The organism is Candidatus Dechloromonas phosphoritropha (genome assembly GCA_016722705.1).
In the GTDB taxonomy this organism is placed as follows: domain Bacteria; phylum Pseudomonadota; class Gammaproteobacteria; order Burkholderiales; family Rhodocyclaceae; genus Azonexus; species Azonexus phosphoritrophus.
The window spans coordinates 167,426-182,666 of the sequence record JADKGN010000001.1; the positions used below are offsets into that span (position 1 = coordinate 167,426).

6 protein-coding genes and 3 pseudogenes are annotated in these 15,241 nt (G+C 62.5%); all 9 read left to right on the forward strand.

The genetic code is table 11. The annotated features are described in order from the left end of the window. Positions 1-59 precede the first annotated feature (59 nt). The 9 genes and pseudogenes from IPP03_00800 (at position 60) to IPP03_00840 (ending at position 14,822) form a co-directional block, all read left to right on the forward strand. Positions 60-2,952, forward strand: a pseudogene (locus tag IPP03_00800) (DUF1156 domain-containing protein). A 30-nt stretch (positions 2,953-2,982) separates the two neighbouring features. After that, positions 2,983-3,165, forward strand: a complete 183-nt coding sequence (locus IPP03_00805; GenBank protein ID MBL0351307.1) for a hypothetical protein — start codon at positions 2,983-2,985, stop codon at positions 3,163-3,165. Continuing rightward, positions 3,162-3,779: a zeta toxin family protein gene (locus IPP03_00810; protein ID MBL0351308.1), complete on the forward strand. Its 618-nt coding sequence runs from the start codon at positions 3,162-3,164 to the stop codon at positions 3,777-3,779. The genes IPP03_00805 and IPP03_00810 overlap by 4 nt, the downstream gene beginning before the upstream one ends. 14 nt (positions 3,780-3,793) lie before the next feature. After that, a pseudogene (locus tag IPP03_00815) lies at positions 3,794-7,133 on the forward strand (DUF499 domain-containing protein). Positions 7,134-7,313: 180 nt separating this feature from the next. Next, positions 7,314-10,112 (forward strand): pyruvate, phosphate dikinase, encoded by a 2,799-nt coding sequence (locus IPP03_00820; protein ID MBL0351309.1) that lies wholly within the window; start codon positions 7,314-7,316, stop codon positions 10,110-10,112. Positions 10,113-10,208: 96 nt separating this feature from the next. Continuing rightward, positions 10,209-11,501 carry an IS1182 family transposase gene (locus IPP03_00825; protein MBL0351310.1) on the forward strand — a complete coding sequence of 431 codons (1,293 nt, stop codon included), beginning with the start codon at positions 10,209-10,211 and terminating at the stop codon, positions 11,499-11,501. Between the two features lie 179 nt (positions 11,502-11,680). Next, a complete protein-coding gene (locus IPP03_00830; protein MBL0351311.1) occupies positions 11,681-12,121 on the forward strand; it encodes a DUF1178 family protein in 441 nt (146 codons plus the stop codon). A 417-nt stretch (positions 12,122-12,538) separates the two neighbouring features. Beyond that, positions 12,539-13,345 (forward strand): hypothetical protein, encoded by an 807-nt coding sequence (locus IPP03_00835; GenBank protein MBL0351312.1) that lies wholly within the window; start codon positions 12,539-12,541, stop codon positions 13,343-13,345. Positions 13,346-13,527: 182 nt separating this feature from the next. Further along, a pseudogene (locus IPP03_00840) lies at positions 13,528-14,822 on the forward strand (IS4 family transposase). The last annotated feature ends 419 nt before the right edge of the window (positions 14,823-15,241 follow it).

Sequence of the window (15,241 nt, forward strand, 5' to 3'; positions counted from 1 at the left end):
TACACGCTGATCAGCGTTGATCAGGCATTTCAACACTACCCCGTCAAGCGAATCTGGTCATGACCAAGAAGAAACTCATCGAAGTCGCCTTGCCGCTCGAAGCCATCAACAAGGCGGCGGCGCGCGAGAAGTCGATCCGTCACGGCCATCCCAGCACCTTGCATCTGTGGTGGGCGCGGCGGCCTCTGGCGGCGGCGCGTGCGGTGATCTTTGCGCAGATGGTCGATGACCCGTCGGCGCATCCCGACCTCTTTCCCACCGCGAAGAAGCAGGAGCAGGAGCGCCAGCGGCTGTTCCGCATCATCGAGCAACTCGTGCTGTGGGAGAACACCACCAACGAAACCGTGTTGCAGGCGGCGCGCGACGAAATCTGGCAGAGCTGGCGCTATACCTGCGCCGAAAATGCCGATCATCCGCGCGCCAGGGAACTGTTCGACCGCCATGTGCTGCCCGCCTTCCACGACCCGTTCGCCGGCGGTGGCGCGCTGCCGCTGGAAGCACAGCGCCTGGGGCTGGAAAGTTACGCCAGCGACCTCAACCCGGTCGCGGTGCTGATCAACAAGGCGATGATCGAGATACCGCCGCGCTTCGCCGGCAAAGCTGCGGTCAACCCGGAAAATGGGCAAAAAAATGACCTCGCCGGCCGCGAGTGGCGGGGCGCGCAGGGCCTCGCCGAGGACGTGCGCCACTACGGCCAATGGATGCGTAACGAAGCGGAAAAACGCATCGGCCACCTTTACCCCAAGGTCGACGTCACCGCCGAAATGGCCGAGGAGCGGCCCGACCTCAAGCAGTACGTCGGCCGGCAACTTACCGTCATCGCCTGGCTGTGGGCGCGCACCGTCAAAAGCCCCAATCCGGCGTTTGCTGCGGTCGACGTGCCTTTGGCCTCGACTTTCATGCTGTCGACCAAGCCGGGCAAGGAAGCGTATGTCGAGCCGGTGATCGAAGGCGGCAGTTATCGCTTCACGGTGCAGGTGGGCAAGCCGGACGATGCGGAAGGGGCGAAGAGCGGAACCAAGTTGGCGCGCGGAGCGAATTTCAAGTGCCTGATGTCGGACGCGCCGATTGCCTCCGATCACATCTACGGCGAAGCCAACGCCGGACGGATGGGGGCCCGGCTGATGGCGGTGGTCGCCGAAGGCACCCGCGGGCGGGTCTATCTCGCGCCGACCCCGGAACACGAAGCGGCCGCGCTCAAGGCGCAACCAGAGTGGAAGCCGGAAGTTGCCATGCCCGAGAACCCGCGCTGGTTCTCGCCACCACTCTATGGACTGAAAACCTACGGCGACCTCTTCACCCCCCGCCAACTTGTGGCGCTGACGACCTTCTCCGACTTGGTGGCCGAGGCGCGCGAGCGGGTCAAGCGCGACGCCCTTGCCGCCGGCCTGCCCGACGACAACCAGCCCCTCGCAAAATTCGGCGCTGGCGCAACGGCGTATGCGGAGGCGGTGGGGGTGTATTTGGCGTTTGCGATCTCGAAACTAGCCGATCGAGGCTCGACCATTTGCACATGGTTCACCAGGCGAGATTCAACACGCAATACATTCGCACGGCAGAGCATCCCAATGACTTGGGACTTTGCGGAACCAAACATGCTCCTAAGTGGAACAGGCAGCTTTCGTGGCGCGGTTGAATGGACAGCGGAGAGCATTGATGGCGTAGCGTCCGGCTACAGGTCAGACCTTGGTACGAGTCGCCAGTTGGACGCGACAACCCAGTCTATTAGCGAAGGCAAAGTCGTCTCCACCGACCCTCCGTATTACGACAACATCGGCTATGCCGACCTCTCAGACTTCTTCTACGTCTGGCTGCGCCGCTCGTTGCGCCCGGTATTTCCCGAATTGTTCACCACCATGGCCGTACCCAAGGCAGAGGAACTGGTTGCCACGCCCTACCGTCACGGCAGCAAGCAAAAGGCCGAAACTTTCTTCCTCGACGGCATGACGCAGGCGATGCACCGTCTGGCCGAGCAGGCGCATCCCGCCTTTCCGGTCACCATCTACTACGCCTTCAAGCAAGCCGAAAGCGACGGCGGCGACGGCACGACCAATACCGGCTGGGACACCTTTCTCGCCGCCGTCATCGAGGCCGGTTTCGCCATCAGCGGCACCTGGCCGATGCGCACGGAACTCAGCAATCGCATGATCGGCTCGGGCACCAACGCGCTCGCTTCCAGCATCGTCCTCGTCTGCCGCCCGCGTTCCGCCAGCGCGCCGACCGCCACCCGCCGCGATTTCCTCGCCGCGCTCAAGGCCGAACTCCCCGCCGCGCTCGCTCACCTGCAAGCCGGCAACATCGCGCCGGTCGATCTGGCGCAGGCGGCCATCGGCCCCGGCATGGCGGTGTATACCCGCTATGCCAAAGTCCTTGATGCCGAAGGCCAGCCGCTGTCGGTGCGCGCCGCGCTGGCGCTGATCAACCAGACGCTCGACGAGGCACTGGCCGAGCAGGAAGGTGACTTCGATGCCGACACCCGCTGGGCGCTGGCGTGGTTTGAGCAGATGGCGTTCAACGAGGGCGAGTACGGCGTCGCCGAGCAACTCTCGAAAGCCAAGAACACGGCGGTGAGCGGGCTGGTCGAGGCCGGTATCATCGCTTCGGGCAAAGGCAAGGTGCGCCTGCTCAAACCCGCCGAACTCCCCGCCGACTGGGACCCGACCACCGACACCCGCCTCACCGTCTGGGAAATGGTGCATCACCTGATCCGCGTCCTCGAAGCCGGCGGTGAATCCGCCGCCGCCACGCTGGTCGCCAAACTCGGCAGCCAGGCCGAAACCGCACGCGAACTCTGCTACCGCTTGCACGCTGTGCGAGCGCAAGAAGCGCGCGAATGAAGCGATGGCCTACAACGGCCTGGTGCAAAGCTGGCCGGAAATCACCCGCCTGGCCCGTGAGAAGCCACGCGTCGCGACGCCGGGCAGCGGCGATCTGTTCGCTGAGTCCGTGTGACAATCAAGCCCATGACTGAAGGAGAACATTATGCAGACCGAACGCTTTGACCTGAACGACATCGAGCACGAACCGAGTGACGAGCAACTGGAATCCTTGATGATTGCCGTGGCGACCGAAGCAAGGCGGCGTTCTGAATCCGCCCGGCAGGAACTCATGCGCCGCTTGCGTGCCGATATTGCGCGGGCAAACCATCGTCCGGTGGTGACATGACCGATCAGATCAAGCCGCGCTTGATTGTTGTGGCAGGGCCGAACGGGGCGGGCAAGACCTCGATCACCGAACAACTGTTGCGCCACGAATGGATGGGTGGTTGCGAGTACGTTAATCCTGATTACATCGCCCGTGACGAGTTTGGCGACTGGAATGCACCCGATGCCGTGGGCAAGGCCGCCGTGCGTGCCGCAGAAATGCGCGAGCGTTGTCTGCGCGAGGGCTGCAGCTTGGCATTCGAGACGGTATTGTCAATGCCGGACAAAATCGACTTCATCCGGCGCGCGAAACAGGCGGGCTTTTTCGTACGCCTGTTTTTTGTTGGCACCGATGATCCGTCGATCAATGCCAAGCGTGTTGCGCTGCGCGTGATGGAAGGCGGACACGACGTGCCGATCAGCAAGATTATTGGCCGCTATACGCGCTCACTGGCCAATTGCTCGGTTGTTGCGCGCAGTGTGGACCGCGCCTATCTCTACGACAACTCTGTGGACAATGCTTCCGCACGGCTCCTTTTTCGTTTGCGCGACGGCGAGTTGCTCAAGCGCTACGGCGAAATCAATGCCTGGGCCGGTGAAATTCTGCATGAAATAGACCCGCAATTCACTCGCTGAGAAATCAGGAAAACATGGCCATCACCAACTTTGAGCGCGTCGGCAAGACGCTGGAGCTTCTGAAATCCGGGCTGGCGCCGTTTGTCGAGCGCGAGATCAAGGCGGCCATCGCGGCCAATTCCCTGTCGATGCAAAAGGTTCGTGCTTTTGTCGATGACCCGATTCTCGCCAACAAGACCATGGGCGAGTGGGATGTGGCGGCGCTGCTCAAGCTGATGTGGGAAACCTGGAACGAGGTTTTTCGGCGGACGCTGGGCTTTGCCGACCGCAGCCTGGTCTCGGAAATTCGCGACTGGCGCAACAAGTGGGCGCATCAGGAACCGTTCTCCAGCGACGACGCCTACCGCGCGCTCGATTCCATCGGGCGCCTGCTGGCTTCCGTTTCTGCCCCCCAGGCCGACGATGTCGAAAAAATGAAAATGGAACTGCTGCGCGTGCGCTTCGACGAGCAGGCACGCGGCGAGAAGCGCAAGTCATCGAGCATCGCCATCGAGAGCGGCGTGACAAGTAGCCTCAAGCCGTGGCGCGAGGTGGTGATGCCGCACGAGGACGTGGCCAGCGGGCGTTACCAGCAGGCCGAGTTTGCCGCCGATCTGTGGCAGGTGCATCTGGGCGAGGGAACGCCGGAATACCGCGATCCGGTCGAATTTTTCCGCCGTACCTACCTGACGGCGAGCCTGAAAGAGATGTTGACCGGCGCCGTGCGCCGCCTGACGGTGGGTGGCGGCGACCCGGTGGTGCAGTTGCAGACCAACTTCGGCGGCGGCAAGACGCACTCGATGCTGGCGCTCTATCACCTGTTTTCCGGCATTGCGCCGACCGAACTGGCGGGCATCGACACCGTCATGGCTGGCGCCGGGGCGAGCACGGTGCCGGGCGCGCGGCGCGTGGTGCTGGTGGGCAACAAAATTTCGCCGGGCAACCCGTCCATCAAGGCCGATGGTACGGTCGTGCATACGCTGTGGGGCGAACTGGCCTGGCAGTTGGGTGGCAGGAAGGCTTACGCACGGGTGCAGAACGACGACGAGCGCGCCACCAGCCCCGGCGACGTGCTGCGCGAACTGTTCAACGAATACGGCCCGTGCCTGATCCTGATCGACGAGTGGGTGGCCTATGCCCGCCAGTTGCACGACCAGAGCGACTTGCCTGCCGGTGGCTTCGAGACGCAATTCACCTTCGCCCAAGTGCTGACCGAATCGGCCAAGCTGGCCAGGAACTGCCTGCTGGTCATCAGCTTGCCGGCATCCGATACGTCCGGCTCGCCACACACGCAAGCCGACGATGTCGAGGTCGGCGGCACGCGCGGGCGCGAGGCGCTCGACCGGCTGCGCAACGTGGTGGGCCGGGTGGAATCCTCGTGGCGGCCGGCGACGGCGGAGGAGGGCTTCGAGATCGTCCGCCGGCGGCTCTTTCAGCCACTCTCCGACCCGGCGCAGTTCAAGGACCGCGATGTCGTGGCGCGCGCCTTTGCCGAGTTTTACCGCAACCAGCAGGCCGAGTTTCCGCCTGAATGCCGTGAATCCGACTATGAGCAGCGGATCAAGGCGGCCTACCCGATTCACCCGGAAATTTTCGACCGGCTTTATACCGACTGGTCCACGCTGGTGAAATTCCAGCGCACGCGCGGTGTGCTGCGCCTGATGGCGGCGGTAATTCACAGCCTGTGGGAGAAGGGCGACCGCAACCCGCTGATCCTGCCGGCCAACGTGGCGATCGACGACCCGCGCGTGCAGTCGGAACTGACGCGCTACCTTTCGGATAACTGGGTGCCAGTCATCGAGAAGGATGTCGATGGACCGAATTCGCTGCCGCTCAGGCTCGACGGCGAACTGCCCAACCTCGGCCGACTCTCGGCCTGCCGACGCGTGGCACGGGCCATTTACCTGGGTTCGGCGCCGACCACGGCGGCCGCGCACAAGGGCATCGAGGATCGCCGGGTGAAGCTGGGCTGCGTGATGCCGGGCGAATCACCGGCGGTGTTCGGCGATGCGCTACGGCGCATGGCCGGGGCGGCAACCTATCTCTATCAGGACGGGCCGCACTACTGGTATTCGACGCAGCCGACAGTCACCAAGCTGGCCGAGGACCGCGCCGAACAGTTGAAGCGCGAGCCGGACAAGGTTGCGCACGAACTGGAGCAGCGCCTGCGCCGCGACCTGGCGCGAACCGGCGATTTCAACCGCATCCACGCCATGCCGCAGAGCGGCGCCGATGTCCCCGACGATCTGGAGGCGCGGCTGGTGGTGCTGGGAGTCGGGCATCCGTACAGTCGCGAGGCGAGCAACCACGCCGAGGCGGTGGCCAGGGTCATCCTGGAAACGCGCGGCAATTCGCCACGGATCTATCGTAATACGCTGGTGTTTCTGGCGGCGGACAAGACCCGCCTGCAGGATCTGGAAGAGGCTGCGCGCAAGATACTGGCCTGGCAGTCGATCCTCGATGAGCAGGTGCAACTGAATTTGACGCCGTATCAGGTCAAGCAGGCCGAGAACCAACGAGCGGCCGCCGACAGCGCCGTCACCGCGCGCCTGCCGGAAACCTACCAGTGGCTGCTGGCGCCGGTGCAGAATACGCCGCAATCGGCGGTGACCTGGGTGGCGCAGCGGCTTTCCGGCACCGATGCGCTGGCGGTGCGCGCCAGCAAGAAGCTGCGCGCCGACGAGCTTTACCTGACCAGCTTTGCGCCGACGCGATTGCGCATGGAACTCGACAAGATCCCGCTGTGGCGCGGCGATCATGTCGAAGTGAAGCAACTGATTGAGGACTTTGCGCGCTATCCCTACCTGCCACGGCTCAAGGAACCGGCCGTGCTGCTGCACGCCATCAGCGACGGGGTGAAACTGCTGACCTGGTCACAGGACAGCTTCGCTTTTGCCGACAGCCATGACGAAGTGGCCGGCCGTTACCGGGCTTGCGCGGCGGCGTCATGCTGGCGCTGGCCGATGCGCATGCGCCGGGTCACTGGTCAAGCCGGAAGTGGCCGGCAAGCAGATGGATGCGGAGCAGGCTGCCGGGTCGTCGAATTTCGGCCATTCCGGGCCGTCGACCGCAACTGGCGCCGGTCCAACCCCGACGCCGGGCGCGGCCGCGCCCGGCGAGCCGCCGCTGGCCGCCGCGAGGCTCAGGCGCTTCCATGGCACGGCCGTTCTCGATGCCACGCGCGTCGGGCGCGATGCCGGCAGGATCGGCGAGGAAGTCATCGCCCACCTTTCGGGCTTGATTGGCGCAAGGGTGACCGTGACGCTGGAGATCGCGGCGGAAATCCCGGACGGCGCGCCCGACAACGTGGTGCGCACGGTGACCGAAAACAGCCGGACGCTGAGGTTTTCGAGCCAGGGGTTCGAGAAGGAGTAGGGCGGGTGAGGCGCTGCCAGGACCGGGATTGGGTGGATCCTGAAAAGAGCGCGCCTTCGCCACACGCGGAGGTAAAGCCGCGTTATCCTTCGCCTATGCGGTTGTTGGGGTAGGGTGGTTGTGTTGCAAGCCGGTGCGTAGCAATCCGCCACATGGAACAATGACGACGGAGAGGCAAAGATGAACGCAGCGGATTTCGTATTCGCCTTCGAGAAAGGCGACGGACGGAACAAGATGCTCCTTGGGGGCAAGGGCGCCAACCTGTGCGAAATGACGCAGATCGGCCTTAACGTTCCTCCGGGTTTCGTCATCACCACCGAAGCCTGCCTGGCCTATCAGACACAGAAGCAACTGCCCGACGGCCTGATGACCCAGGTGCGCCTGCAACTGGCTGAAATCGAGCAGAAGACCGGGCGGCGCTTCGGCAGCGCGGTCGATCCCTTGCTGGTGTCGGTGCGCTCCGGCTCGGCGATGTCGATGCCGGGGATGATGGACACCATCCTCAACCTTGGCCTGAACGAAGCGACGCTGGTCGGGTTGATCGAGGCAACGCACAACCTACGCTTCGCCCATGATGCCTGGCGGCGCTTTGTCCAGTTGTTCGGCAAGGTTGCGCTGGGGGTGCCCGATGAGCCGTTCGACGCGGCGATGGTCCGGCTCAAGCAGCGCGTCGGGGTTGCGCAGGATGTGGATCTTTCCGCCGATGACCTGAAGGCTTTGGCGAATGACTATCTGGCGATCATCGAGGCGGAGACCGGCATACCATTTCCCGCTGATCCCCACGAACAACTCGAGATTGCGATCGGCGCCGTGTTTCGCTCGTGGATGGGCAAGCGCGCAGTCGATTACCGGCGTCAGTTCCGCATCACGCCGCAGATGGCCAATGGCACCGCGGTGAATGTGGTGGCAATGGTTTTCGGCAACATGGGTGACGACAGCGCGACCGGTGTCGGGTTCACCCGTAATCCGGCCACTGGCGAAAACGTGATCTACGGCGAATATCTGCTCAATGCGCAGGGCGAGGATGTGGTCGCCGGAATCCGCACACCGCGGCCGATCGCCGAAATGGCCAGCGACATGCCGGCACTCTACCCGCAACTGGTCGAATTGCGCGACAAGCTGGAAGCGCATTTCCTCGAGGTGCAGGATTTCGAATTCACCATCGAGCGCGGACGCCTCTATTGTCTCCAGACGCGCAACGGCAAGATGAACGCGCAAGCCATGGTGCGCACCTCGGTGGAAATGGTGCGCGCTGGTCTGATCGACAAGGAGAGGGCGCTGACCCGCATCCAGCCGGCCATGCTCGAACAGTTGCTGGTGCCGATGCTGGCGCCTGGCCACAGTGCAACAGCGCTGGCGCAGGGTTTGCCGGCATCGCCAGGCGCTGCTTCGGGCCGCGTCGTCTTCGATGCCGATACCGCGGAACTGCGCGGGCGGCAGGGCGAACACGTCATTCTGGTGCGCGAGGAAACCAAGCCGGAAGACATTCACGGGTTTTTCGCGGCGGCCGGCATTCTCACGAGTCGTGGCGGCAAGACGTCGCACGCCGCCGTCGTCGCGCGCGGCATGGGCAAGCCCTGCGTTTCGGGTTGCGAGGCGATCGCCATCGACGTCCATGAGCGTGTCGCGCGCGTTGGTGGGGTTCTCTTGCACGAGGGCGACACGATCACGGTCGACGGCACCACAGGCCGTGTTTTCGCCGGCGAGATTGCTACCGTCGAGCCGGAGTTCTCCCAGGATCTGGAAACACTGCTCGGCTGGGCAGACGAGGTCGCCCGGCTTATGGTTTTCGCCAACGCCGATACGCCGGGCGACGCGGCGAGGGCGCGTGGCTATGGGGCACGCGGTATTGGTTTGTGTCGCACCGAGCGCATGTTCAACGATCCAAGGCGCCTGCCGATCGTCCAGGACATGATTCTTGCCGCGACCACCAAGGAGCGCGAAGCCGCGTTGGACCGCTTGCTGCCCATTCAGCGCGAAGATTTCAAGGGGATTTTCCGGGCCATGGCCGGTCTGCCGGTGACGATTCGCCTGCTCGATCCACCCATCCACGAATTCCTGCCAACCGCCACGCAACTTGAATTCGAGATCACGCATCTACATCACCTCGCACGTGCGGTCAGCAGCATGGATGAGCTTCCGGACACGCTGAAGATGCTCGATCCCGAGCTGCATAAATCGTACCTGCACGAACTGGAAAAACTGGCGCTCTCGCTGCGCGAGTTTCACGAAGCCGGGCGCGACAACGCCTTGCTGGCGCGCAAGGAGGCGATGCTGCGCAAGGTTCGCCAACTGGTCGAGGTAAATCCGATGCTCGGTCATCGTGGCGTGCGCCTGGGCATCACGCATCCCGAGATCTACGCCATGCAGATCCGGGCAATTCTCGAAGCGGCGGCCGAGTGCCAGAAGGAGGGCGTTGCCGTCAGCCCCGAGATCATGGTGCCGCAGGTTGCCGAATTGATCGAACTGGAACGGGTTCGTTCACTGATCGGGACAATACTGCCGGGCGTCGAAGCGGCATTTGGCGTCAAGGTGGCATTCAAGTTCGGCAGCATGATGGAGGTTGTCCGCGGCTGCCTGCGCGCTGCTGAAATTGCGCGCGTCGCCGAGTTTTTCTCGTTCGGAACCAATGACTTGACCCAGGCGACCTTCTCCTTCAGTCGCGAAGACGCCGAGAACAAGTTCCTGCCGGCCTACATCGAAAAGGGAATCCTCAAGGACAATCCGTTCGAGGTCCTCGACGTCAAGGGCGTCGGCCGTCTGATGGAGATGGCCGTCAAATGGGGTCGTGAAACACGCCCGAATCTCAAGGTCGGAATCTGTGGGGAGCACGGTGGACAGCCGGAATCGATCCGTTTTTGTCATTACGTCGGACTCGATTACGTCTCATGCTCCGCGCCACGAGTGCCCATCGCCCGGCTTGCCGCCGCCCAGGCAAAGCTCCTTGAACAAAACTTTGGCCACGGGCTGTTCGACTAGGTTCGGATAATGAACGCGCTGAGAGGTTGTAAAAAATCCCCACCCAATTGATGCGTATCACATAATGCACTCTGACGATAAGGGGGGGCCGGGATAATGACGAAGACACGAGCGCGGGTGCTGTTGCCGAACCGGGGGCAGATGGAATTCCGTGCCAGCGATCTTGAGTCACTGCTGGCGGAAGGCCATCGGGCGCGACTGGTGTGGGCCTATGTCGAGCGGCAAGATCTGAAGCGGTTCTACGCCGATATAAGGGCGGTGGAGGGCGGCGTCGGGCGGGCGGCGATCGCACCGGAGATCCTGCTGTCGCTCTGGCTGTACGCCACGCTTGATGGGGTGGGCAGTGGCCGGGAAGCGTCTCGGCTGACCCAAGCGCACGACGCCTACCGCTGGCTGTGTGGTGGCCTACAAGTCAATCACCACACCCTGTCCGACTTTCGCAAGGATCATGGTGAGGCGCTGGACGAACTGCTGAGCGTGAGCATCGCCAGCCTGATGGCGGCGGGCGTGGTTAAGCTTAAAGCGGTGGCCCAAGACGGCATGCGCGTACGCGCCAGCGCCGGGGCGGGCTCGTTCCGCCAGAAAGAGAAACTGGAAGGCTACCTGGACGCGGCGCGCGCGGAAGTGGCGCGGCTGAAGATGGAACTGGAAGCTGACCCGGCACAGGCCGAACGGGCGCGGGAAGCGGCCCGACGGCGGGCGGCGCGGGAGCGGGAAGCGCGCCTGGCCAAGGCGCTGGAGCGGCTCCCCGAACTCGAAGAGATCAAGAAGCGACAAGGGAAGAAGCCGGACCAAGCGCGGGCGTCGATGACCGACGCCGAGGCCACGGTGATGAAGATGGGTGATGGGGGTTTTGGTCCGGCATACAACCCGCAACTGGCGTCGGATGTCGACAGCCTGGTGATCGTTGGTGTCGATGTCGCCACCCTCGGCAGCGACCAAGGACAGATGGCGCCGATGGTCGAGCAGGTCACTGAACGTTGTGGCCGGACGCCGGCGTCCTGGCTGGTTGACGGAGGCTACGTCGGCCACGACCAGATCGAGCGGGTCAGTGAAACGACCGTGGTTTATGGGCCGGTGCCCGAACCCAGGGACAAGACGGTCGATCCGCATCAGGCCAAGGCGAGCGACAGCCAGGCGGTGGCGGCGTGGCGGGAGCGGATGGACACGGATGAAGCAAAGGACATCTACAAGACACGGGCGGCGACGGCCGAATGCGTCAATGCCCAGAGCCGCAACCGGGGTTTGCAGCAGTTTCGCGTGCGAGGGCTACCGAAGGTCAAGTGCGTGATGCTGATCTTCGCCCTGGCGCACAATCTGATGCGCATGGCGGCACTGGCGCCAGAGTTGCTCGGGATAGGGACAGGCACGTCCGCCGTTCCCGGATGACTGGCTTGAGCGTGAAAATGAGCGGAAATTCGTCCAATGAACGGTCGATAGCGGAGTAGTCGATGCGCACAGCATATTGCGCCAAATTACACGGCGCCATCAGAGCTTGCGTGCCTATCCGGCTGCGCGGGCTAATAAATCGCAAGCTCTGAGGCGAAAGCGGGCAAGGAACTGGTGAAATGATTATCTACGATCTTCGCTGCGCGAATGAACACCGCTTTGAAGGCTGGTTTCAATGCGCCACCGACTTTGAAGCGCAGATGAGTCGCCATCTTGTCAGTTGTCCACAGTGCGACAGTCAGGATATTCGGCGAGTGCCATCGGCCTTTGCAATTGGCGGGCCCGCACCCGTCGAAGCGGGCGGTTCAAGGGAGATGGCCACAACGGCGGCAGCAGGAACACAAGTAATCGCCGCCTACCGCCAGATGGTCAGAACGCTGATCGCCAACTCCGACGATGTTGGCGACCGGTTCGCCGAGGAAGCGCGGAAGATTCACTACGACGAAGCACCCGACAGGTCGATCCACGGCACCGCAACTCAGGATGATTTGACCTCGCTCACAGACGAGGGAATATCCGTAGTCAAACTGCCCAGATTCAGGGAAGAGGATCTGAACTGATATTGAAGCCGCCTAGTTTCAGAAATATGTATCTGAAGAAACCTCATAAACACGCAATTTTTGCCCGAATGGATCCATTTTTTTGTTAATTAAAATTTCACAAAACTGTATCTAACGTAGCGATTATCAACAATTTGACGAACAGCTAGGAAGGTGGCTTTTCAAAAAAAGTGCATCTATACTGAAAAAGTCTTTTAGCAGTCATGGGAGTACAAATGAAGGAGGAGTCAGGACCTCCAGCCTATCCATATCCCCTAGCCCATGTTTAACAACCTCCCCCGATTTTGCCCTGATTTCGCCCCATGACGCCCCGCAAACCCGCATGGTTACGTGGGGTGGGGCTGGGAATCATTTTGTAGTGCCATAAGATTTGTAAGTAGCCGATCCAAACCCCTTGACTCGCGCTATCCTTGGCGCATGTTCATCCGCCGCACCGCCACCCGTCGTTCCGCCTCCGGCGAGGTTTACCACACCTACCGCCTGGTCGAGAGCCGCCGCGAGGGCGGACGCGTCCGCCAGGTCACCCTCCTCAACCTTGGTTCCCACTTCGACCTCGCCGAGGACCTCTGGCCCAGCCTCTGCGCCCGCCTGAGCCAACTGCTCGGCCAGCAGGAGTCGCTCCTCAGCGTGGACCGGCTCGAGGAGGTCGAGACGATTGCCCAGGCCCTGTTTGCGCAACATCTGGTCCGCGCCCCGGCTCCCGCCGAGAGCCCGGCATTCGTCGAGGTCGATGTGCACTCCCTCGGACTCACCCAGCCGCGTTCGGTGGGCGTCGAGCATGTAGGACTCGCCGCTCTGGCGCAGCTGGAGTTCGAGCCCCTGCTGGCTTCGCTGGGGATCAACGCCGTGACCCGCGCCATGATCCTGGCGCAGGTGGTGGCGCGCATGGCCGCGCCCGCTTCGGAGCTGACCACCTGGGGCTGGCTGAACGAGACCAGCGCCTTGGACGAACTCCGGGACCTCTCGCTTTCGGACCTGTCGATCATGCGCCTGTACCGCGCCGCCGATGTGCTGATGAGGCATCGGGAGGCTATCGAGACCTCGCTCTTCAACTGGGTCCAGGACCTCTTCGGCCTGGACATAACTTCACCGCCCTGCGCAAGTTCGCCCTTGCGTTGCTACGCCAAGATACTCAGTACCCCAAGCGCAGTTTGCGCTCCCGCCGAAAAAACCGCAGATCGACTCCCAAAATATCGGGCCTCATTGCTCGGCCTCTCTCCTTAAGAGTAAATGCGATTGCCCTGTCGCTGTCCAGATTCGTCGGAATACGCAGAAAATACCTGGCAGGCTCAAGCCGCTTCAAGTCATCCCATTACACACAACTTCAACACCTCTGCGTAACATGCTGACTTTACAAGAAATGCTGGGTGGATGTGATGGGTTGGGCAGCGGAAGAATTCAAGGCGATCGACCTGGGCGACCGGCGTCTGGACAAGCGCACGGTGCTGCTGGCGGAGCGCATGGCAGCCAATCCGATGGCCAGTATCCCGCAAGCCTGCGGCGGCTGGGCGGAAACCCAGGCGGCGTATCGTTTTTTGCGCAGGACGACATCGAATGGGAAGCCATCCTGGCCTCGCACTGGGGAAGCGCCGAAACGCGCATGCGGGTGCATCCGGTGGTGCTGTGCATCCAAGACACCACGGAACTCGACTTCAATGGTCAGCGCATTGCCGGTCTGGGGCCGCTCTCGTATGAAGCCCAACGCGGGATGTACGTGCATCCCACCTACGCGGTCAGTCCGCAGCGTGAACCCTTGGGTGTTCTGGACGCCTGGATGTGGGCACGCGAACCCAAGGACGCGAGCGGCCAACGAGGTGGCCTGCTGGAAAGCACCCGCTGGACGGAGGGCTACACCCGCATCGCGGAGTTGGCGAGCAGCATGCCGGACACCCGGCTGGTGTATGTGGCGGATCGGGAGGCGGACATCGTGGCCCTGATGGTGCAAGCCCGCGAGCTGGGGCATCCCGCCGACTGGCTGATTCGTTCCCAGCACAATCGGGCGCTTCCCGAGGGCGGCAAGCTGTGGACTGAGGTCCTGGCCAGCGAAGCGCTCGGCGGCATCCGCTTCACGATGCCTTCGCGGCAAGGACAGAAGGCGCGGGACGTTCGGCAACGAGTCTGGGCAAAGCGGGTGACGGTCTCCGACGGCAAGGGGAGCCGGATCGAGGTGAGTTGTCTGGTGGCGCGAGAAGAAAGTGCCCCCGAGGGCGTGAAGCCGGTGGAATGGCGGCTGCTGACCAATCGGCCGATTAACTCTTTCGAAGCGGCGACCGAACTGATCGACTGGTACCGGGCGCGCTGGGAGATCGAACTGTTCTTCCATGTCCTCAAGAACGGCTGCCGCGTAGAGGCGTTGCAGTTGAGCACCGTGGCGCGGCTGGAACGGGCGCTGGCGCTGTTCATGGTGGTGGCTTGGCGGATTGCCCGACTCATGCGCCTGGGCCGTACCTGCCCAGACCTGGATGCGGCCTTGCTGTTCGAGCAGGACGAATGGCAAGCGGCTTACATCCTGAATCGGAAGAAGGTGCCCAAGACGCCGCCCAGGCTCAATGAAGTGGTGCGCTTGGTGGCGATGCTTGGCGGATTTCTGGCCCGCAAGGGCGATGGCGAGCCAGGGGTGAAGACCCTTTGGCTTGGCCTTCAACGCGTCGTCGATTTCGCCGCCGGGATCAGATTCGCGAGAGAGGCTCATGCGTTATGACGCGAGTTCAACTTCAAAGTGTAATTTTGAATAATTTGTGTGTAATGGAATGGCTTCAAGTACCCGCATTTCGATATGAAGCCCGGCCGCTGTTGCCATGTTGACCATTGCGTCGAGACCGAAGAAGTTGATTTTTCAGCGCATGAGTTCTGAAACGCACGGTTGGGTTGCGCCGAATAACCCGGCGGCTTCGGCCTGGCTCCTTCGTCCGCATCCTGACCGTTTTGGATTTAGTCAAGCAGGTAGCCGGCTTCGCGCTTGGCCGCCAGCGGAAGGGTGCGAAGGTCATTCAAGGAGCTGCCTCGGAACTCGACGGGTTTGGGCTTGGGAATTTTCGACGATATAAAATGTTGTATAAACTGGCAAGGTGCCCATTTCGATGATCACTTCCGATTTCTTGCCCTGTCGCGGTCAACGCC

What these genes read in the sequence shown, in the direction of transcription:
- IPP03_00835 (MBL0351312.1), top strand. Translation starts at nt 12,539, where the DNA reads ATGTTCATCCGCCGCACCGCCACCCGTCGTTCCGCCTCCGGCGAGGTT.
- IPP03_00820 (MBL0351309.1), top strand. Translation starts at nt 7,314, where the DNA reads ATGAACGCAGCGGATTTCGTATTCGCCTTCGAGAAAGGCGACGGACGG.
- IPP03_00805 (MBL0351307.1), top strand. Translation starts at nt 2,983, where the DNA reads ATGCAGACCGAACGCTTTGACCTGAACGACATCGAGCACGAACCGAGT.
- IPP03_00825 (MBL0351310.1), top strand. Translation starts at nt 10,209, where the DNA reads ATGACGAAGACACGAGCGCGGGTGCTGTTGCCGAACCGGGGGCAGATG.
- IPP03_00830 (MBL0351311.1), top strand. Translation starts at nt 11,681, where the DNA reads ATGATTATCTACGATCTTCGCTGCGCGAATGAACACCGCTTTGAAGGC.
- IPP03_00810 (MBL0351308.1), top strand. Translation starts at nt 3,162, where the DNA reads ATGACCGATCAGATCAAGCCGCGCTTGATTGTTGTGGCAGGGCCGAAC.